We start from the raw sequence: 20,515 nt of genomic DNA, 5'->3' as shown, positions 1-20,515 counted from the left end.
ATTACAACAACTCCACGATTGTCCCTCATGCGCTCCCGAGCCTCCGCTGCCGATTCTTCCCTTGCCGTTCCCGCCGCTGTGCCGGTGCCGGGCGCCGGCAAGGCGCCGGCGCTCCAGCGCTCTGACTGGGACACCCTCAAACGCCTGTTTCCCTACCTGTGGGAGTACAAATGGCGTGTGGTGGCGGCGCTGGCCTTCATGGTGGGCGCCAAGATGGCCAACGTGGGCGTGCCACTCCTGCTGAAGAACCTGGTCGACGCCATGAACTTCAAGCCGAGCGATGCACAGGCGGTGCTGGTGGTGCCGGTGGCGCTGCTGCTCGCTTACGGCCTGCTGCGCCTGTCGACCACGCTGTTCGCCGAGTTGCGCGAGCTCGTCTTTGCCAAGGCCACCGAGGGCGCGGCGCGGCGGATTTCGCTGGAGGTGTTTCGCCACCTGCATGCACTCAGCCTGCGTTTTCACCTGGAGCGGCAAACCGGCGGCATGACGCGCGACATCGAGCGCGGCACGCGCGGCGTGCATTCGCTGATCTCGTACTCGCTCTACAGCATCATCCCGACGCTGATCGAGGTGACGCTGGTGCTCACCTTGCTGGCGGTGAAGTTTGACGTCTGGTTTGCCGGCATCACCGGCATCGCACTGGTGTTTTACATCTTCTTCACCGTCACAGTGACGGAATGGCGCACACAGTTTCGCAAGACCATGAACGAGCTGGACTCGTCGGCGCACAGCCGCGCGATCGATTCACTGCTGAACTATGAGACCGTCAAGTACTTCAACAACGAAGAGTTTGAAGCCGCCCGCTACGACGAGAACCTGCTGCGCTACCGCCGCGCCGCCATCAAGAGCCAGAACACGCTGAGCCTGCTCAACACCGGCCAGCAGCTCATCATTGCCGTCGCGCTGGTGGCCATGCTGTGGCGGGCTACGCAGGGCGTGGTTGACGGCCACATGACGCTGGGCGACCTGGTGATGGTCAACGCTTTCATGATCCAGCTCTACATCCCGCTGGGTTTTCTGGGTGTGATCTACCGCGAGATCAAACAAAGCCTGACCGACCTCGAAAAAATGTTCACGCTGATGGAAAAAGAGCGTGAGATTGCCGACCAGCCGGGCGCGCAGCCCATCGTGATTGGCGACTCGCCGGCGGTGCGTTTTGAAAACGTCAACTTCGCCTACGACCCGTCGCGGCCGATTCTGCACAACGTGAGTTTTGAAATCCCGCCGGGCAAGACTGTCGCGGTGGTGGGTTCGTCGGGTGCGGGCAAGTCCACGCTGGCGCGCCTGCTTTACCGTTTTTACGACGTCAGCAACCACGCCGAAGGCGGGCGCATCACCATAGGCGGGCAGGACATCAAGCAGGTGACGCAGTCCAGCGTGCGCCAGTCCATCGGCATCGTGCCGCAAGACACCGTGCTCTTTAACGACACGATTGAATACAACATTGCCTACGGCAAGCCGGGCGCCACGCATGCCGAGGTCGAAGAAGCCGCGCGCTCGGCGCGCATCCACAGCTTTATCGCCTCCACGCCCACGGGCTACCAGACCATGGTGGGCGAGCGCGGCCTGAAGCTCTCGGGCGGCGAAAAGCAGCGCGTGGCAATTGCCCGCACCTTGCTGAAAAACCCGCCGGTGGTGATTTTTGACGAAGCCACCTCGGCGCTGGACTCGGCCAATGAGCGCGCCATCCAGACCGAACTGCGCGCCGCCGCGCAGAACAAGACCACGCTGGTGATCGCGCACCGCCTCTCTACCGTGGTCGATGCGCATGAGATCCTGGTGATGGACGCCGGGCGCATCGTGGAGCGCGGCACGCATGCGCAGTTGCTGGCGATGGAAGGCGCCTATGCGCGCATGTGGGCGCTGCAGCAGAGTTCTGCAGAGGCCTGACAGGGGCACCGCCCGCATCCTGGCGCCAGTGTCCACGCCCGCCAGACTGCGGCGGCCATGGGATTCCCCGTAGGCCAAAAGGCCGCACGGACTCGCATAATCGAGGACCTAGCGGCCACGGTTGACCGCTTGATTGCCTTTTGGAGCCTGCATGAGCATTCACGTCAGTGACTTTGAATACCGCCGCTGCGGAGTTGAAAGCGCTACACGCCCGATTGAGCCGCCCTGGCGTACGCTGGCGGCGTTGCTTCTCCTTGCAGGCAGGTGCCTGCTGCCTCGTCGCGCCTTGCCAGCGCACACCATGACGGCCCACTCGGGCGCGTTCAACCGGGGTCGCTAGGTCATGGAAACCAAATGGCTGGAAGATTTTGTGAGCCTGGCTGAAACCCGCAGTTTCAGTCGCTCCGCCCAATTGCGTCATGTCACCCAGCCGGCGTTCTCCCGGCGCATCCAGGCGCTGGAAGCCTGGGCCGGCACCGATCTGGTGGACCGCAGCTCTTACCCGACGCGCCTGACGCCCGCCGGGGAAACCCTGTACAGCCAGTCGCTGGAGATGTTGCAAGGCCTGCAGTCGACCCGCGCCATGCTGCGCGGCCATACCTCGGCCGGGCAAGACGTTATCGAGTTTGCGGTGCCGCACACGCTGGCCTTTACCTTCTTCCCGGCCTGGGTCAGCAGCCTGCGCGAGAAGTTCGGCCCGATCAAAAGCCGGTTGATTGCCCTCAACGTGCATGACGCGGTGCTGCGTCTTGTCGAGGGCAGCTGCGACCTGCTGATTGCCTATCACCACGACTCCCAGCCCTTCCAGCTGGACCCGGACCGCTATGAAATGGTGTCGCTGGGCCAGGAATTGCTGGCGCCTTTTGTGCGGGCCAATTCCGCGGGCGAGCCCGAGTACATGTTGCCGGGGCGGGCGGGCCAGCCCTTGCCCTATCTGGGCTATGCACCCGGCGCCTACCTGGGCCGCATGGTGGACATGATCCTCAAGCAGTCGAGTACGGCCATCCACCTGGACCGGGTGTACGAAACCGACATGGCCGAGGGCCTCAAAGCCATGGCGCTGGAAGGCCACGGCATTGCGTTTTTACCGCTCAGCGCCGTCAAGAAGGAGTTGCGGGCCAAAAAGCTGGTCAGCGCCGGCGGCAACCTGGAGATGACCATGGACGTGCGCGTGTACCGCGAACGGCCCACCTCCAAAGAGTCTGCCAAGGGTCATGCCCAGGCTTTGTGGACCTACCTGCAGTCGCAGGCAGGCGGCAAGGACAAAGCCGACAAAACCGAAAAAGGCGGCGGGCGCACGGGCCTGCTGGGTAGCGCGCGGTAGGTGTGATGCCGGCGTGAAAGCGGGGCCGGGCGGGGCATTGCGCTGCGGCAGATCGCTTGCTGGTCAGGCCTTTGACAGGGTGACTAGTAGTAACCCTAAGTGGTTATAAGAAAAATGCATAGAAGATCGATGAAACAGCATTGGTGTTTTCAGACCTGCAAACATACAGTTCGTCACATTCAAATTTTGATGGTTGCCTGTGCCCCCTGATTCACCTTCCTCTTCCGGCGCGCCCGCCTCAGCCACTGTGGCGGCAACCCGTACCGAGCACGACTTTCTTGGCGAAAAGCAGATACCCGCCGCGGCGTACTGGGGAGTGCATACGGCGCGGGCGGTGGAGAACTTTCCCATCTCCGGCACCCGCATCTCGGCCATGCCCGATCTCATCCGCGCGCTCGGCTTTGTCAAAAAGGCCGCTGCGCGCGCCAACCAGCAACTGGGCGCGCTGGACGCCAAACGCGCCGCCGTCATCACGGCCGCCTGTGACGACCTGATTGCCGGCAAACACCATGCTGAATTTGTGGTCGACGTGATCCAGGGCGGCGCCGGTACGTCCACCAACATGAATGCCAACGAGGTCATCGCCAACCTCGCACTCGAAAAAATGGGCCTTGAAAAAGGCCGCTACGACGCGCTGCACCCCAACGACCACGTCAACGCCTCGCAAAGCACCAACGATGTCTATCCTACGGCCGTGCGCATCGCCTTGTGGTTTGCCATAGAGCGCCTGCTGGCGTCCATGGCCATCCTGCGCACCGGCTTTGAAGCCAAGGCGCATGAGTTCAGGGACATCCTGAAAATCGGCCGCACGCAGCTGCAGGACGCCGTACCCATGACGCTGGGCCAGGAGTTCCTGACCTATGCGGTGATGATCGGCGAAGACGAAGCCCGCCTGCGTGAAGCGCGCGCGCTGATCCAGGAAATCAACCTGGGCGCCACCGCGATCGGCACCGGCATCAATGCGCCGGCCGACTACGCCGACATGGCCTGCCGCTACCTGGCGGAAGAAAGCGGCATCCCGGTCGAAAAAGCCGTCAACCTGATTGAAGCTACTCAGGACACCGGCGCGTTTGTGCAGCTCTCGGGCGTGCTCAAGCGCGTGGCCACCAAGCTCAGCAAGATCTGCAACGACCTGCGCCTGCTCTCCAGCGGCCCGCAGGCCGGCTTCGGTGATATCCGCCTGCCGCCGCGTCAGGCCGGCTCGTCCATCATGCCCGGCAAGGTGAATCCGGTGATTCCCGAAGTGATGAACCAGGTCGCCTTTGAGGTGATCGGCAACGACATGACCGTGACCATGGCGTCCGAAGCCGGGCAATTGCAGCTCAACGCCTTTGAGCCCATCATGGGATGGAGCCTTTTCAAGAGCATCGAGCACCTGAGCCAGGCGTGCCTGACGCTGCAGGCCAATTGTGTGGCCGGCATCGAGGCCAACCGTGAACTGCTGGCCAAGCGGGTGCGCGAATCGGTCACGCTGGTCACCGCGCTCAACCCCATCATCGGTTACGAAAAAGCGGCGCTGATCGCCAAGACGGCCATTGCCACTGGCGCGCCGATTGCCGAGATCGCCGAATCGCTGGGCATCATGACGCAGGCGGAAGTTGAAGCGCTGCTGGTGCCCGACAAGCTGACGCAGCCCTTGCGGCTGGTGGTGTGATCACTCTTCTGGCACAAAGGCTGCTTACATCCAATCCATTACATCTGCCGTATAGTCTCGGACTTTTATGTGCACCATGTTGGAGAACCCTGAAACCGCAGCACCGCGGCGGTTTTGTCCGGACTCTCCCTTCATGCCGTCCACTTTCAGTTCAATTCCCCGTTTTTAGAGGCCGGGTAAACCTAGGCGTAGCCCGGGTACCATCTCTCTAGAATAGTTTGCTAACCGTTTCATTCATTACAGGAGATTCCATGAAACTCAAGCTTGTCGCTCTGTCCGTCGCTTTGCTCGCCACCGGCGCTGCATTTGCCGATACCCTTTCCAAAGTCAAGGCTTCCGGCGTTGTCACCATGGGCGTTCGCGACTCCTCCGGCGCGCTGTCTTACACCTTGGGTGACGGCAAGTACGCCGGCTACCACGTTGAAATCTGCCAGCGCATTCTGGCCAGCCTCGAGAAGGCCGCCGAGCGCAAGCTGGAAATCAAATACCAGCCCGTGACCTCGCAAAACCGCATTCCCCTCGTGCAAAACGGCACGGTCGACATCGAGTGCGGCTCCACCACCAACAACGCGACCCGCCAGAAGGATGTGGCTTTCGTTGTGACCACCTATGTGGAAGAAATCCGCATGGCTGTGAAGGCTAACTCCGGCATCACCTCCGTGGCCCAGCTCAACGGCAAGACCGTGGCGACCACCACCGGCACCACGTCCGTGCAGCACCTGCGCAAGAACAAGCGCGCCACCGGCATCGAGTTCAAGGAAATCTTCGGCAAGGACCACTCCGACGCCTTCCTGCTGCTCGAATCGGGCCGCGCTGACGCATTCGTCATGGACGGCTCCATCCTGGCCGGCAACATCGCCACCGCCAAGAAGCCTTCGGACTTCAAGATCGTGGGTGAAGTGCTGAACGTCGAACCCATCGCCATCATGATCCGCAAGGACGACCCTCTGATGAAGCGCCTGGCCGATGACACCGTCAAGGGCCTGATCAAGTCCGGCGAGATGAACAAGCTCTGGAACAAGTGGTTCCTGCAGCCCATCCCACCGAAGAACACCAAGGTCGGCCTGGCACTGAGCGCCAGCACCAAAGCCGCCTGGGACGCTCCGAACGACAAGCCTATGGAAGAGTACGTCCAGAAGTAATTCTGGTCCGGTAAAAGTGAAAAACCCCGCCGGCCGCCTTGCTCTGGCGGGGTTTCTCGTTTACCGTGGAATGGGACAACAAGATAACAACCATTTGCTGGAGCCGTGATGACTTGGGATTGGCAGGTATTTTTAAATGATGACGGTAGCGGTCGCACCTACCTGCAGTGGATGTTTGACGCCTGGGGCTGGACGCTGTCCGTCGCAGGCGCGTCATGGGTGATCGCCATGCTGTGCGGCGCGCTCATCGGCACGCTGCGCACCTTGCCCAACAGCCCGTGGCTGGTGCGTTTTGCCAATGCCTGGGTCGAGCTGTTCCGCAACGTTCCCCTGCTGGTCCAGATTTTCATCTGGTACTTTGTGGTCCCCAAGGTTTTCCCCGCCATGAAGGAGCTTCCGAGCTTCATCCTGGTGGTGTTCGCACTCGGCTTCTTTACCTCGGCGCGTATTGCCGAGCAGGTCAGGGCCGGTGTCCAGGCGCTGCCGCGCGGCCAGCGTTATGCCGGCATGGCCATGGGTTTCACCACCCTGCAGACCTACCGCTATGTGATTTTGCCGATGGCTTTTCGCATCATCATTCCACCGCTGACCAGCGAGTCGATGAATCTCTTGAAGAATTCCTCCGTCGCTTTTGCGGTGTCTATCGCCGAGCTCACCATGTTTGCCATGCAGGCGCAGGAAGAGACCTCGCGCGGCATTGAAATTTACCTGGCAGTGACGGCGCTTTATGCGTTGTCCGCCTTCGCGGTCAACCGGGTCATGGCCTTTGTTGAGAAGAAGGTCCAGATCCCCGGCTTCGTTGTAGCCGGCTCAACGGGCGGAGGGCACTGACATGCTTGGACTCGACATGAGCTTCCTGAACTGGGAGATGATTTCCCAGTTCGTGGTCAAGGGCTTTATCTTCAGCATAGAGCTCACCATCATCGCCACCATTGGCGGCATTATTTTCGGCACCATACTGGCGCTGATGCGGCTGTCGGGCAAAAAATTCCTGACGGTTCCCGCGACCATCTACGTCAACGGCATGCGTTCCGTGCCGCTGGTCATGGTGATCCTGTGGTTCTTCCTGCTGGTGCCGGCGTCGTTCTACACGACCTTCGGCAGCTGGGGCGCCAACTACCGCGCGGAGATCTCCGCCATCATCACCTTCGTGGCTTTTGAAGCGGCCTACTTCAGCGAGATCATGCGCGCGGGCATCCAGTCCATCTCGCGCGGCCAGGTCAACGCCGGGCGTGCGCTCGGCATGACCTACTCGCAGAACATGAAGCTGATCATCCTGCCGCAGGCTTTTCGCAACATGGTGCCGATTTTGCTGACCCAGACCATCATCCTGTTTCAGGATACATCGCTGGTTTACGCCATCGGCGCCTATGACCTGCTCAAGGGCTTCAGCACCGCCGGCAAGATTTACGGCCGCCCTGAAGAGGCCTACCTGCTGGCCGCCGTGGTTTATTTCGTGATCTGCTTCGGGCTGTCCTACATGGTCAAGCGCCTGAACACCAGAATCGCCATCATTCGCTGAGGCTGCCGCTTTCAGGGCACACGAATCTCAAAGAGAACACTGGAGAAGAAGATGATTGAGTTGAAAGAAGTTTCCAAATGGTACGGTGAAGTGCAGGTTCTCAATAACTGCACCACCAGCATCAAGAAGGGTGAAGTTGTTGTGGTCTGCGGCCCTTCGGGCTCGGGCAAATCAACCCTCATCAAGACCATCAACGCGCTGGAGCCTTTCCAGAAGGGCCAGATTTTTGTCGACGGCAAGGCCGTGCATGACCCCAAGACCGACCTGCCCAAGCTGCGCAGCCGCGTCGGCATGGTGTTCCAGAATTTCGAGCTGTTCCCGCACCTGAGCGTGACCGAGAACCTGACGCTGGCGCAGGTCAAGGTGCTGAACCGCAAACCTGATGAAGCCAAGAAGCACGGCCTGAAGTACCTGGACCGCGTGGGCCTGATGGCGCACAAGGACAAGTTCCCAGGCCAGCTGTCGGGCGGCCAGCAGCAGCGCGTGGCGATTGCCCGCGCGCTCAGCATGGACCCGATTGCCATGCTGTTTGACGAACCGACTTCCGCGCTCGACCCCGAAATGGTCGGTGAAGTGCTGGACTGCATGATGGGCCTGGCCGTTGAAGGCATGACCATGATGGTGGTGACCCATGAAATGGGCTTTGCCCGCAAGGTCGGCAGCCGCGTAATCTTTATGGACGTCGGCGGCAAGATCCTGGAAGACTGCTCAAAAGACGAGTTCTTCAATCACCCGGAAAACCGCCAGGCGCGTACCAAGGACTTCCTCAACAAGATCCTGTCGCACTGAGCGATGCCGGCTTTAGACCATGAACAGGTTCTTACGGCCGGCGCTCATTGTTCATGCCTGCCACGCTCATGACCACCCTGCACCTCGCAACGCCTCTGGCCACTGCCGTTTACGCAGTGCCGGCGGGCGTGCGGGCCTGTGCAGCCCACCAGGTGGACTATGCGCTTCAGTGGCCGCATCAGCCGGTGGCACATTCCTGAGCCCGGCGATCGCCTTTCCCCTTCTTCTTTCCTAGCGCTACCTCCAGATCGTCGGGCCCCACCACAGCGTGGCTTGCCCGGTAAGCCTGTTCCGGGCATTTGATCCAGGAGTTTTCCATGTTTGCTTTCGCCTCTCAGCCGCGCACGATGACTGAGCTTGACCATGTGCGCATTTCCAAGCTGCTGCGCCGGCCTCCTGCCGGGGTTTCGGTGGAATCCAGCGCCATTGAAGATGTGATCAATGGGGCAGAGCTGGTGTCCTCGCATGAGGTGTCGCCGCAAGTCGTCACCATGTATTCGCAAGTGCTGATTGCCGACACCCGGACCGGCGAGCAACGCAAGCTCATCTTGTGCTACCCGCATGATGCCGAGCCTGCCGCGGGCTCGGTGTCGGTGCTGTCGCCCGTCGGAGCGGCCCTGTTGGGGCTTTCGGTCGGTCAAGTGGCGCACTGGGCGGGTCCCCAGGGGGCCAGGGCATCGGCGCAAATCCGGGCTGTGCTGTTCCAGCCCGAAGAAAGCGGCGATTACCTGCTTTAAGCTGCGCAATTGCCGGCAGAAGCCGCCCGCGCCATGCAAATTGCCGATGTCTGCGGGAGTGCGGCGGGCGTCTTTGCAGGCCCGGGCGGTGCGACAATTCAGGCTATGACTTCAGCCACCAGCACCCCCGCTTCGACCCCGAGCACCACCCTGACGATCACCCGCCCCGACGACTGGCACCTGCATGTGCGCGACGGCGAAGCCCTGCACACCGTCGTGCCCCATACGGCCGCGCAATTCGGCCGGGCCATCATCATGCCCAACCTGCGCCCGCCGGTGACCACCGCCGCTCAGGCTGTCGCCTACCGCGAACGCATCCAGGCCGCTGTGCCGGCCGGCGTGAAATTCGAGCCGCTGATGACGCTCTACCTCACCGACAACCTGCCGCCCGACGAGATTGCCCGCGCCAAAGACGCCGGCGTGGTTGCGGCCAAGCTCTACCCGGCCGGCGCCACCACCAACAGCGACGCCGGCGTGACCGACCTGCGCAAGACCTACAAGACGCTGGAGGCCATGCAAAAAGCTGGCATGCTTTTGCTGGTGCATGGTGAAGTGACTTCATCCGACATCGACCTGTTCGACCGGGAGGCGGTGTTTATCGACACCCAGATGATTCCGCTGCGCCGCGACTTCCCCGAGCTCAAGATCGTCTTCGAGCACATCACCACCCGTGAAGCCGCCCACTACGTGCGTGACGCCGGCAAGTTCACCGGCGCGACCGTCACGGCGCACCATCTGCTCTACAACCGCAACGCAATCTTCACCGGAGGCATCCGCCCGCACTACTACTGCCTGCCGGTGCTCAAGCGCGAAACCCATCGCCTGGCACTCGTTGAAGCCGCCACCAGCGGCAACAACCGCTTCTTCCTCGGCACCGACAGCGCGCCGCACCCGGCCCACCTGAAAGAACACGCCACTGGCTGCGCGGGTTGCTACACCGCACACGCCGCCATGGAGCTCTACGCCGAAGCCTTTGATACGGCAGGCGCGCTGGACAAGCTCGAAGCCTTTGCCAGCTTCAACGGCGCCGACTTTTACGGCCTGCCGCGCAACACCGGCAGCATCACGCTCAAGAAGGAAAGCTGGCATCCACCCGAAAGTTACGCCTTCGGCGAGGCTGAACTCAAGCCGTTGCGCTCGGGTGAAAACCTGCCCTGGAGACTCGTATGAAAGTTGCCAAGCAGGACGAATACAAGATAGCGTTGCTTATTGATGCTGACAATGCACCGGCAGCAAAGATTGAAGCTATTTTGAGTGAACTTTCCACATTGGGAGTAACTCATGTTCGTCGTGCTTACGGCAATTGGACCAAGGAAGGTCTCAAAGGTTGGGCAGACAAGCTGCACGAGCACGCTATTCGGCCAATTCAGCAATTTGATCTCATCAAGAAAAAGAATGCTACGGACATTGCAATGACTGTTGATGCGTTGGAGTTGCTGTATATCGATCAGCCCGACGCGTTCGCAATCGCTTCTTCTGATTGCGACTTCACACCTCTGGTCATGCACCTTCGTGCCAAAGGTGCTGCAGTTTTCGGTTTTGGCAATAAAGATACTCCTCCGCCTTTTGTCAATGCCTGTTCGTTGTTTCTCTACGTTGAAAATCTTGGAGAAGAGGTCGATAGCGCTGCCGAGCCGAACGCAAAGACAGCGGGTCATTTGCGTACTTCTCCTGCGGAACTCAAGCAGAACACTGCGCTTATTTTGCTTCTTAGGAATTCGATCAAGGCTGCGTCAGATGAGGATGGCTGGGCGCGTGTGAGCGAGGTCGGGCATCAGGTTCGGAACCAATCATCGGATCATTTTCGTAACTATGGATATTCAAGCTGGACCAAGCTGTTCAAGGTCATCGACCTATTTGAACTGCAAGGTGAAGGATCCAATAACGTTGCGGTGCGCGATAAGCGCCTGAACAAAGCGGCGCGAGGCTAACCTTGGGTAAAGCGCCTGAAGCCCACCTGCCGCGCATCGATTGGGATCGCCCCTGGCTGCAAGCCTGGCGCGAACCCGGCCAGCGTGTGGCCTGCGCGGTCGGCGCCGGTGTGGCGCTGCACCAGGCCCTCAATGCCGTGCAGCCTGCGCCGGTGTGCTTTGCGCCCCAGTGCAGTTTGCCTTCGGGTGAGGCTTACGAAAGCTTCATCGCCCGAACCCGCCTGTGCCCGACGCGGGAGGGTTCGCATGATTTCTTCAACGGCTTGTGCTGGATGCGTTTTCCGCAAACCAAGTGCAAGCTCAACCAGCTGCAGGATGCCGAAATTGCAGCCGCTGGCATCGCCCCCGTGCGCGGGCCGGTGCGCGACGCGCTGACGGTATTTGACGAAAACGCCGCCTTCCTCTCGGCGCCGCAGCCGCTGTGGGACGCGCTCATCGCCCGCGACTGGCACAGCCTTTTCATCACGCACAGGGCGTTGTGGCAAGAGGCGCAGCTTGTGCTCTTCGGCCACGCCCTGCTTGAAAAGCTGCTTCAACCCCGAAAACCCATCACAGCCCACGTCTACCTTGCGCAACCGGCCATGACTTCAATCGCGGAGCTGGATGCCTGGGTGGCGGCCGATCTGAGCGCTGCCAGGCTGGCTACCAAGCCTTTTGCACCTTTGCCGGTGCTGGGCGTCCCCGGCTGGTGGCCGGAGAACGAGAACTTTTCCTTTTATGATGACTCTCTTGTATTCAGGCCGCCGCAGCTGTCATAAGCTGTCATAAATAACAGATAAAAATCAGCCGCCTGTATTCAAGTCCCGCTTGAACGGGGCCCGAAGGCCCTCATATCCTGCGCAAGGCGGGCTTTTTCACCGACCCCCACGGAGAACCCATGAAACGTATTTTTCTGTTTGTTTTGACCAACATTGCCGTCGTGGCGGTGCTGGGCATCGTTGCCAGCCTGTTTGGCGTCAACCGCTTCCTCACTGCCAATGGGCTGAACCTGACGGCTTTGCTCGGCTTTGCGCTGATCATGGGCTTTGGCGGCGCCATCATCTCGCTGCTGATCAGCAAACCGGTCGCCAAATGGAGCGCCGGCGTTCGCGTCATCAATGAAGCCCAGAACGCCGACGAAGCCTGGATTGTCGAGACCGTGCGCAAGCTGGCCGACAAGGCACAAATCGGTATGCCCGAAGTCGGCATCTTTGAAGGCGCGCCCAATGCGTTTGCCACCGGCGCCTTCAAGAACTCGTCGCTGGTGGCGGTGTCTACCGGCCTGCTGCAAGGCATGACCAAGGAAGAGATCGAGGCCGTACTGGGCCACGAGATCGCCCACATCGCCAACGGCGACATGGTCACCATGACGCTGATCCAGGGTGTGATGAATACCTTTGTGGTCTTCCTCTCGCGTGTGATCGGTTATGCCGTCGACAGCTTCCTGCGCCGCGGCAGCGACAACAACTCCGGCCCCGGCATCGGTTACTACGTCAGCACCATCGTGCTGGACATCGTGCTCGGCTTTGCCGCCGCTATCGTGGTGGCCTGGTTCTCGCGCCAGCGTGAGTTCCGCGCCGACGCGGGCGCTGCCCAGCTGATGGGCCGCCGTCAGCCCATGATGAATGCGCTGGCCCGCCTGGGCGGCATGCAGCCCGGCGAGCTGCCCAAGGCGGTTGAAGCCATGGGCATTACCGGCAGCATCGGCAAGCTGTTTGCCACGCACCCGCCGATTGAAGAGCGCATCGCTGCGCTGCAAAACAGCCAGGCTTAAGCATCCAAGGGCGCCCCGCACGGGGCGCCTTTTTTTTCAGGGTTTCTTCACGGTTTCTTCACAGGAGCGCAGGCATGAAAAGCTGGATCAGGCAGAACCGCAATTTTCTGGTGTTTCTCTTGTTGTTCGGCCTGTTCCGCACCGCCATTGCGGACTGGAATCCCATCCCCTCAGGCTCCATGCGGCCCAACCTGCTCGAAGGTGACGTGGTCTTTGTCAACCGGCTGGCCTACAACGTCAAAATCCCCCTGACCGACACGGTGCTGGCGCGCACCGCTGATCCGCACCGCGGCGACATCGTCACCTTCTCCTCGCCGCTGGATGGCGTGCGCCTTATCAAGCGGCTGGTGGCGCTGCCGGGCGATGTGGTGCAGATGCGGGGCAAGGTGCTCACCATCAACGGGCAGGCCGCGCAGTATGAGGCGCTGGACACGGTGCTGGAGCCGGCCGGCCCGGTGGGCGTGCTGGTGGCTACGCATGTGAAAGAAACCACCGCCCAGGAGCAGCACCAGATCCAGTGGCTGGCGGGCGTAACGGCCAAGGACGACTGGGGTCCGATCACAATTCCCCAGGACCAGTTCCTGATGCTGGGTGACAACCGCGACAACAGCGCCGATTCGCGCTACATAGGGCTGGTGCCGCGTCAGCTGCTGATAGGCCGGGCCGAGCGCATCCTGGTGTCGGCCGACATCCTCGAGAAGTGGCAGCCGCGCTTCGAGCGTTTCGGCCGCTCGCTTTACTGATTTAGCGGGTCTGGCCGGCCCGCTCCAGGGCGCTGGCGACGTCTGCCGGGGCCATGCCGTACATCTCGGCGAACTGCTCTACCGTTTTGCCGCTGGCTTTAAATGCCCGTACCAGCGCTTCGCGTTTGGCGGCTTTTGCGGCCAGTTCGGCAAAGGCCTCATCCAGCAGAGTGGTTGCCACCTCATCCTGCGTGCGGATGCGCTCTGCATAGTCTTCGCGGCTCAGTCCCGACGCTTCGATGGCTTCCATCAGGCGTACACGGACATAGGGGCGCAGATCTTCCTTGGAGCGCGCCTGGCGGCGGCGGAACACTTCCATGATGGCGTGGTGCACATGCTCGGGCGCCACCGGCTCCACCGGTTCACCCTGCAGGTTGTGGCGCGGGTGGCCGGCGGCCACGGATTCAAGGTAGCGTGTCGAGCGCGCATGCAGCCCGAGCGCAACCTTCAGCTCATCCTTTTTGAAAGCTTCGGGGTGCGCCGCCAGCAAATCCTGGAAAGCGCCCAGCTTGAGCGGCAGGAAATGCGCGCCGAACAGCTTTGGGTAAAGCTCAAACAGTTTTTCCAGCACCGGATGCACTTCGCGCGTGCGCTGCGGCTGGCCCTGGGGCCGGTTGCGCTGCGGGTTTCGAGGGCGTTTGGCGGCGGATGCAGGAGCGGATACGGGTGTGGTGGTTTCGGTCATTGTGGGGGGATTGAAATGGTGGGTGTCTTGGGAATTCAGGCGCAACGCACTTGCGCTCAGCGCGGCCTGAACATGCGAAAAAGGTTGTCCGGCGTCACGGCGAAGTAATCGGCCGGGCCGCCGCCGCGAAGAATCGGTTCGGCGGCCGCTGTGTCGTAGATGCCGTCTTTGAGCAAATGCCGGGCGATGTACACGCCGACGACTTCACCGAGTATCAGCCATGTGGGCACTGCCACACCGTCGGCGCCTTGCAGTTGCAGGATCTGCGTCAGCCGGCATTCAAACGACACCGGGCTTTCTTTAACGCGCGGCACGGCGATGCGCTGGGAGGCGACAGGCGTGAGGCCCGCGAGCTCGAATTCGTTGACCTCAGGCGGCACCATCGCGCAAGAGCGGTTCATCGCCTCAGCCAGCGGCCGGGTCGCCAGGTTCCAGCCGAACTCGCCGGTCTCCTGGATGTTGTGCAGGCTGTCTTTGGCGCCAATGCTGGCAAAGCCGATGATGGGCGGCGTGTAGTTAAAGGCGTTGAAAAAACTGTAGGGCGCCAGGTTGAGTTGGCCCTTGGCGTCCTGCGAAGAAATCCAGCCGATAGGCCGCGGCCCCACCATGGCATTGAAGGGATCGTGCGGCAGGCCGTGGCCTTTGGCCGGCTCGTAAAAATGGAAATCCTGGTCCATCACGCGGCCATCCGCTGCGCTTCAGCGCTCTGCAGCACGCTGCGCGCCAGCGCTTCGGCCACCCGGATGCCGTCCACGCCGGCCGACAAAATGCCGCCGGCGTAACTCGCGCCTTCGCCCGCAGGGTAAAGGCCGCGCACATTGATGCTTTGCAGGTCTTCGCCGCGGCTGATCTTGATGGGGGAAGACGTGCGCGTTTCCACGCCGGTCAGCACCGCGTCATGGGTGTCAAAACCCTTGATCTTTTTGCCGAACACCGGAAAGGCTTCGCGCATGGCTTCAATGGCATAAACGGGCAGGGCAGACGACAGATCGCCAATCGCCACGCCAGGCTTGTAGGAGGGCTCTATGCTGCCCAGCGCCGTTGAAGGTCGCCCCGCGACAAAGTCACCCACCAGCTGCGCGGGCGCTTCATAAGTGCTGCCGCCCAGCACAAAGGCATGCGACTCGAGCTGGCGCTGCAAGGCGATGCCGGCAAGCGCGTCGCCTTTGTCATGCCCCGGGTAGTCGCGCGGGTCAATGCCCACCACGATGCCGGCGTTGGCATTGCGTTCGTTGCGTGAGTACTGGCTCATGCCGTTGGTCACCACGCGGCCTGGCTCTGAGGTGGCGGCCACCACCGTGCCGCCCGGGCACATGCAAAAGCTGTAGACCGAGCGGCCGTTGCTCGCGTGGTGCACCAGCTTGTACTCGGCCGCGCCCAGTGAGGGGTGGCCGGCGTGGCGGCCCCAGCGCGCCCGGTCGATGATGCCCTGCGGGTGCTCCACCCGAAAGCCGATGGAAAAGGGTTTTGCCTCGATGTGCACGCCGCGCTCATACAGCATGGCAAAGGTGTCGCGCGAGCTGTGGCCCAGCGCCATCACCACCTGGTCGGCGCGCATTTCGTGGCTCTGGCCTGTGGCCTGGTCCAGCACGGTCAGGCCGCGCAGCTGTTTGCCTTCGGGGCCGTCTTCGATCAGCACGTCGGTCACGCGCTGCTCGAAGCGGATCTCGCCGCCCAGGGCGATGATCTGCTCGCGCATGTTCTCAACCACCTTCACCAGCTTGAAGGTGCCGATGTGCGGATGCGCCTCAAACAGGATGTCGGCGGGCGCGCCGGCTTTGACGAATTCGTTCATCACCTTGCGGCCCAGGTGGCGCGGGTCCTTGATCTGGCTGTAGAGCTTGCCGTCGGAAAAGGTGCCGGCGCCGCCTTCACCGAACTGCACGTTCGACTCGGGGTTGAGCACCTTTTTGCGCCACAGCCCCCAGGTGTCTTTGGTGCGTTCGCGCACGGTCTTGCCACGCTCCAGCACGATGGGCCTGAAACCCATTTGCGCCAGCACCAGCGCCGCAAAAATGCCGCAGGGGCCGAAACCGACCACCACGGGCCGCAGCGGCAGGTTGGTGGGGGCTGTGCCCACCGGGTGGTAGGCCATGTCGGGCGTGGGCAGGATGTGGGGATTGCCGGAAAACTTCGCCAGCAGCGCGTTTTCCTGGCCGGCGTCGGCCAGTGTGACATCGACGATGTAGACCTTGAGCAGGTCCGCCTTGCGGGCGTCGAAGCTGCGTTTGTGGATATGGACGTTCTGCAGGGCGGCCGTGGCGACGCCCAGTGTCTTGGCCACCAGGGCGGGGAGGGCGTCTTCCGCGTGGTCCAGCGGAAGTTTGAGTTCGGTCAGGCGAATCATGGCTAAGGGGGGCTCGTGTTGATCAAGCAGCCTGCATTTTAAAGGGAGCCTCGTCACGGCGAGGTCGTGGCGGATAATAGGCCCCGTGAAGCCTGCCAGACCGCCGCTGGTGCAATCTGGGAAACCAGGCACTGGAGGAACGTCCGGACTGCACAGGACAGCGTAGGAGGTAACACCTCTCCACCGTGAGGTGAGGATCAGAGCAACAGAGACGAGTCGGCCTTGGGGCAACCCCGGGCCGGGTGAAACGGGCAATCTCTACGCGCAGCAATACCAAGTAGGCCAACGTTGATGTGGTTCCGCAGAGTTGGCGGGTAGGTAGCATTGAGCCGTGGGGGCGACCTCCGGCCCAGATTAATGGCGGTCACACGGGTAACCGAAAGGGAGCCCGCGCACAGAATCCGGCTTATCGGCGGGCTTCACACTTTATTTAGCGCTTTTGGCTCAGGCGTGCTTTTGGCGCATTCGTTGCCAGAGTTGCAGGGCCAGAAAGCCCACGATCAGCACATTGGCGAGCAGCACCGCCGCATTGATCAGGGTGGTGCGATGCACCAGATGCGCCACTTCCAGCGGGATATACAAAGCGCCTGACAGTGCGCCCAGCCATTCGGCCCAGGTTTTCCCTCTCCACAAGCCCCAGGCTTCCGCAAAGCGCACGCCGATATAGGCCAGCGCCACTGGCGCGAGCGTGCGCAGGTTGATTGCGCTCAGCAGGTCGGCATAGTGCAGCAGGATGGCCGGGTAGGGCAGGGCCGGGTCGAGGTGAAAGCGCCACAGCAGCGCCACGGCCAGTTGGTGGATGTCGTGGTGCAGCAGGCCCAGCAGCCCAATGCCGGCCGCGAGCGCGGCCAGGCCTTTGATGGCTTCAAAGAGGGCGATGGCGTGCAGGGCGCGGCGGTGGGCGCTGGGCTCACCGCCGGCTGCTTCAGAGGCGCCGCCCGTGTGCGGGGCGGGTTTTACGGGCATGCGGGCGCCGCAGTCAAAAAAGGCCGCGCCGCCCGGTCATGCCGTGTTTACTTCGAGGCAGCAGGTGCGGGGGCAGCAGCGGCGGCTGCCGGCGGTGCGCCGAAGTACTTGGTGTAGATGGTGTTGTAGGTGCCGTCGGTCTTGATGTCGGCCAGGCCCTTGTTCAGTTTTTCCAGCAGCTCGGTGTTGCCCTTCTTCACGGCCAGGCCGTACTGCTCGGAAACAAAGCTGGCGTCGCTGACGGTCTTGAACTTGGCGTCGCTGTTGTTATTGACGTAATGCACCACCACGCCGTTGTCGGCCACCACGGCGTCCACGCCGCCGGCTTCGAGTTCTTTCAGCGCCAGGGGCGTCGACTCAAAGCGCTTGATGTTGGCGCTGTCCTTGCCTTGCAGTTTGGACACCACTTCATCGCCGGTGGTGCCGTTCTGCACGCCGACCTTGAGTTTTTTCAGGTCGTTGAACTTGGCGATTTTCGAGTCCTTCTTCACGGCGATCAGCTGCTGCGCGTCAAAGTAGGGCGTCGAGAAATCCATGGTCTGCTTGCGCTCGCCGGTGATGGTGATGGACGAGACCAGCAGGTCGCGGTCGCCTTGGGCGAGCGTGTTGAAGATGCCTTCCCATGGCGTGTTCACAAACTTCACTTCGATGCCGGCCTTCTGGGCCACGGCCTTCACGACGTCGATGTCAAAGCCGACGATCTCGCCTTTTTCGTTTTGCGATTCAAAAGGTGCGTAAGCGGCGTCGGTGCCCACCAGGTAAACCTTGGCGGCCGGTGCGGGCGCGGAGGCTGCGGGTGCCGGTGCGCTGGCAGCAGGTGCTGGCGGCTCGGTCTTGCTGCAGGCGGCCAGGACGATGCCGGCGACCAGGGTGCCGGCGGTTTGCAGGAAACGTCGCGTGGTGATGGAGTTAAAAGACATGAAGTCCCTCGAAAAAAGGTTGAAATGATGGGTGATGCCCGTCAGGCTGTGCGATCAGGCACGGCCCCCGGCATACGAACAAAAAGTATAAACCTCAGCCCCTGGAGCCGACAGCCCCTTGCAGTAGCCTTGGCGACCGTTGCGGGGCCTTAAGGCCGAAGAAGCAGGTAGATACCCTTACGTACGGTGCAAGGTTTAGCAACTTTCACGCCACAGCGATGGGGCTAATGAGTGCTAATGGGGGACTAACAGGGGGAGCTAATGGGCCAGGCCCAGTTCCCGCACGCGGTCCACATGCGCCAGCAGTGAACGCAAGGCCAGCGGCCAAAGCTGCTGCGGCGTGTCGTCATACGCCAGCGGTAACCAGTCGTTCAGTGAGCCTTCCGGCCGGGCTTTCATGGCTGCCACCACCTTGGCCTCGCGTTTAAGCCGGTGCGCCTTGAGCTGCGCAATCGCGATTTTGGCCTCGCCCAGCACGTAGCCGTGTGCCGGCAGGATGAATTCAATGCCGTGCGCATCGCAGGCGGCCGACAGCGCGTCCAGCGAGTCGAGGTAGGGCGTCATCGCGCCGTCGGGCGGATTCACCACGGTGGTGCTGCCGTTGAGGATGTGGTCGCCGGAGAACAGCAGGCCGTCTTCCAGCAGCACCAGGCACAGATGGTTGGCGGCATGGCCCGGCGTCAGGATCACCATCAAAGTGTGCTGAAGCCCGGATCCGGTGAGCGTCAGCAGCTCCTGATTTGATAGCGAACGGTCCGGCGTGAAAGCGGAGTCGGGCCGCGCCGTGGCGGCCGAAGGCAGGCCCAGGATGGGCGGGCGCTGCGCGCACAGTGCCTGCAGCGGCCTGGCGCCGGGCGAGTGGTCGGGGTGGGAGTGGGTGCAGACGATGGCCTCGATGCGCCCGCCCGTGGCGTCGTAAAGGCGCTGGATATGCGCCGCATCGTCGGGCCCCGGGTCGATCACGATGTAGCCGCTGGTCTCGTCGCCGACGAGGTAGCTGTTGGTGCCCGGCCCGGTCATCATGCCGGGGTTGGGGGCGGTCAGGCGCTTCACGTTTTTGAGCAGTGGCACCGGGTGGGCGGTCTGCCAGTCCAGTGCGTGCACGATCTGCCCGTCGGGGCTGGTCAGCGCCAGTTCGCCATAGGGGGCTTCGTGCTCCATGTAGCGTGCTTCCTCGCCCGCCAGCAGCCCGGTGCGCGGGCAGGACGTCCACAGCGGCACTTCAGACGCGCAGGCCGCCAGCACCGAGTCGACGCTGGGGTAGCGCTGCAGCCGCTCAAGCGTGCGTATGGTGGGGAAGATGATAAAAAAGCCGCCCGCCGCGTGCCGCGCCAGCGCATCGGCCGGCCGCACCCAGACAGGCTCGAACTGCTCGGCCTCGTCAGCCACCGGGCTTTGGCCCTCAGGCATGCGCGCCACCAGAAAGGGCACGTCAAAGCGACGCGACAGGTCGCGATCGGCGATCCAGTGCGCCAGCACAAACACTTCGTCACCCGCCAGGGTGAGGCCGCGTTCCTTGCACTGCGCGGCAAACGGCGCCTTGCGGTCCAGCGAGGCGATGTCGGCGGTGGTGGCATAGCTGCCGTCCGCGTGGCGCGCCAGCAGCACGCCCAGCTCTTCAAAACTCTCGCGGATGGCGGCGATGGCCTGGGTCAGGTGCAAATCGCCTTGCGTGGCGCGCCGGGTCGACTGGCCGTGCGCCAGTGCGTCCGCTGCATCGATGCCGCCGCCGGGGAAGACGTAGGCGCCTGGTGCGAAGCTTGCCGCCGGGGAGCGGCGTGTCATCAGCACTTCAATGCCTTGGGGGCTGTCGCGCAGCAGGAGCACGGTGGCTGCGGGGCGGAGGGGGGCGGGGTCGCGGTGGGGGTGGAGTTGTTGGGAGGGGCGGGGCATTTTTGGATTATGGCTTTTGGGGCCGGGTCTTGCTCCGGCTGGGCGCCTGTGCCCTTTGCTGAGGCGGCTGGCCGGGGTCGCTCGGCGGCAAGTCGATTTTTCTGAGATCGCTGGCCGGGTCTCGCCCCGGCGGGCGAGGCACTTTTCTTTGCTTCGCCAAAGAAAAGTACCCAAAAGAAAGGCGACCCTACTGTCTGCGTCCCTTCGCTTCGCTACGGG

Annotated in this window: 20 protein-coding genes and 1 other RNA gene; 15 read left to right on the top strand and 6 right to left on the bottom strand. The window is 62.2% G+C overall.

Translation table 11 applies throughout. From position 1 onward, the window contains the following. The first annotated feature begins 27 nt into the window (after positions 1 to 27). The 14 genes from BM408_RS19405 to lepB all read left to right on the top strand — a co-directional run bounded on the left by BM408_RS19405 (position 28) and on the right by lepB (position 13,485). Positions 28 to 1,890, top strand: a complete 1,863-nt coding sequence (locus BM408_RS19405) for an ABCB family ABC transporter ATP-binding protein/permease (protein WP_092131995.1) — start codon at positions 28 to 30, stop codon at positions 1,888 to 1,890. Between the two features lie 343 nt (positions 1,891 to 2,233). Then, the gene (locus BM408_RS19400; protein WP_092131994.1) at positions 2,234 to 3,214 is read left to right on the top strand and encodes a LysR substrate-binding domain-containing protein; all 981 of its coding nucleotides are present in this window, start codon (positions 2,234 to 2,236) and stop codon (positions 3,212 to 3,214) included. A 247-nt stretch (positions 3,215 to 3,461) separates the two neighbouring features. After that, a complete protein-coding gene (locus tag BM408_RS19395; RefSeq protein ID WP_092131993.1) occupies positions 3,462 to 4,868 on the top strand; it encodes an aspartate ammonia-lyase in 1,407 nt (468 codons plus the stop codon). Between the two features lie 251 nt (positions 4,869 to 5,119). Next, positions 5,120 to 6,010: a transporter substrate-binding domain-containing protein gene (locus BM408_RS19390; RefSeq protein WP_092131991.1), complete on the top strand. Its 891-nt coding sequence runs from the start codon at positions 5,120 to 5,122 to the stop codon at positions 6,008 to 6,010. Between the two features lie 108 nt (positions 6,011 to 6,118). Then, on the top strand, positions 6,119 to 6,841 hold the full coding sequence (locus tag BM408_RS19385; RefSeq protein WP_092131989.1) for an amino acid ABC transporter permease: 723 nt from the start codon (positions 6,119 to 6,121) through the stop codon (positions 6,839 to 6,841). A 1-nt stretch (position 6,842) separates the two neighbouring features. Beyond that, the gene (locus tag BM408_RS19380) at positions 6,843 to 7,532 is read left to right on the top strand and encodes an amino acid ABC transporter permease (RefSeq protein WP_092131988.1); all 690 of its coding nucleotides are present in this window, start codon (positions 6,843 to 6,845) and stop codon (positions 7,530 to 7,532) included. A 51-nt stretch (positions 7,533 to 7,583) separates the two neighbouring features. Beyond that, positions 7,584 to 8,321, top strand: coding sequence for an amino acid ABC transporter ATP-binding protein (locus BM408_RS19375; RefSeq protein WP_092131985.1), 738 nt, complete (start codon positions 7,584 to 7,586; stop codon positions 8,319 to 8,321). 68 nt (positions 8,322 to 8,389) lie between these two features. Continuing rightward, positions 8,390 to 8,521 carry a hypothetical protein gene (locus BM408_RS23225; protein ID WP_256375263.1) on the top strand — a complete coding sequence of 44 codons (132 nt, stop codon included), beginning with the start codon at positions 8,390 to 8,392 and terminating at the stop codon, positions 8,519 to 8,521. A 117-nt stretch (positions 8,522 to 8,638) separates the two neighbouring features. Then, positions 8,639 to 9,058 (top strand): GreA/GreB family elongation factor, encoded by a 420-nt coding sequence (locus BM408_RS19370; protein WP_092131983.1) that lies wholly within the window; start codon positions 8,639 to 8,641, stop codon positions 9,056 to 9,058. 105 nt (positions 9,059 to 9,163) lie between these two features. Beyond that, a complete protein-coding gene (gene pyrC, locus BM408_RS19365) occupies positions 9,164 to 10,228 on the top strand; it encodes a dihydroorotase (RefSeq protein WP_092132053.1) in 1,065 nt (354 codons plus the stop codon). After that, complete coding sequence (locus tag BM408_RS19360; RefSeq protein ID WP_092131981.1) at positions 10,225 to 10,989, top strand: NYN domain-containing protein; 765 nt, start codon at positions 10,225 to 10,227, stop codon at positions 10,987 to 10,989. The genes pyrC and BM408_RS19360 overlap by 4 nt, the downstream gene beginning before the upstream one ends. Before the next feature lie 2 nt (positions 10,990 to 10,991). Further along, positions 10,992 to 11,747 carry a DUF3025 domain-containing protein gene (locus tag BM408_RS19355; protein ID WP_254774886.1) on the top strand — a complete coding sequence of 252 codons (756 nt, stop codon included), beginning with the start codon at positions 10,992 to 10,994 and terminating at the stop codon, positions 11,745 to 11,747. 119 nt (positions 11,748 to 11,866) lie between these two features. Then, complete coding sequence (htpX, locus tag BM408_RS19350) at positions 11,867 to 12,742, top strand: protease HtpX (RefSeq protein ID WP_092131980.1); 876 nt, start codon at positions 11,867 to 11,869, stop codon at positions 12,740 to 12,742. Between the two features lie 74 nt (positions 12,743 to 12,816). Next, a complete protein-coding gene (gene lepB, locus BM408_RS19345; RefSeq protein WP_092131978.1) occupies positions 12,817 to 13,485 on the top strand; it encodes a signal peptidase I in 669 nt (222 codons plus the stop codon). 1 nt (position 13,486) lies between these two features. Here the strand turns inward: lepB and BM408_RS19340 are convergent, their stop codons facing one another. The 3 genes from BM408_RS19340 to BM408_RS19330 are packed head-to-tail and all read right to left on the bottom strand — an operon-like array spanning position 13,487 to position 16,517. Then, positions 13,487 to 14,170, bottom strand: a complete 684-nt coding sequence (locus tag BM408_RS19340; protein ID WP_092131977.1) for a ProQ/FINO family protein — start codon at positions 14,168 to 14,170, stop codon at positions 13,487 to 13,489. A 56-nt stretch (positions 14,171 to 14,226) separates the two neighbouring features. After that, the gene (locus tag BM408_RS19335; protein ID WP_092131975.1) at positions 14,227 to 14,847 is read right to left on the bottom strand and encodes a flavin reductase family protein; all 621 of its coding nucleotides are present in this window, start codon (positions 14,845 to 14,847) and stop codon (positions 14,227 to 14,229) included. After that, positions 14,847 to 16,517 (bottom strand): NAD(P)/FAD-dependent oxidoreductase, encoded by a 1,671-nt coding sequence (locus tag BM408_RS19330; protein ID WP_092131973.1) that lies wholly within the window; start codon positions 16,515 to 16,517, stop codon positions 14,847 to 14,849. The genes BM408_RS19335 and BM408_RS19330 overlap by 1 nt, the downstream gene beginning before the upstream one ends. 87 nt (positions 16,518 to 16,604) lie before the next feature. Here BM408_RS19330 and rnpB point away from each other — a divergent pair. Continuing rightward, positions 16,605 to 16,942: RNase P RNA component class A (gene rnpB, locus BM408_RS19325), an RNA gene on the top strand. A 19-nt stretch (positions 16,943 to 16,961) separates the two neighbouring features. Here rnpB and BM408_RS19320 read toward each other — a convergent pair. The 3 genes from BM408_RS19320 to BM408_RS19310 form a co-directional block, all read right to left on the bottom strand. Further along, complete coding sequence (locus tag BM408_RS19320; protein ID WP_092131972.1) at positions 16,962 to 17,483, bottom strand: DUF2127 domain-containing protein; 522 nt, start codon at positions 17,481 to 17,483, stop codon at positions 16,962 to 16,964. 47 nt (positions 17,484 to 17,530) lie between these two features. Continuing rightward, positions 17,531 to 18,403: a basic amino acid ABC transporter substrate-binding protein gene (locus BM408_RS19315; protein WP_092131970.1), complete on the bottom strand. Its 873-nt coding sequence runs from the start codon at positions 18,401 to 18,403 to the stop codon at positions 17,531 to 17,533. 258 nt (positions 18,404 to 18,661) lie between these two features. After that, positions 18,662 to 20,296, bottom strand: coding sequence for an MBL fold metallo-hydrolase (locus tag BM408_RS19310; RefSeq protein WP_092131969.1), 1,635 nt, complete (start codon positions 20,294 to 20,296; stop codon positions 18,662 to 18,664). Positions 20,297 to 20,515: the final 219 nt, after the last annotated feature.

Origin of the sequence: Polaromonas sp. YR568 (assembly GCF_900116715.1) — a bacterium.
GTDB lineage: Bacteria > Pseudomonadota > Gammaproteobacteria > Burkholderiales > Burkholderiaceae_C > Polaromonas.
The sequence above is the reverse complement of the archived record's forward strand: the minus strand, read 5'-3'. Positions and strand labels throughout refer to the sequence as shown.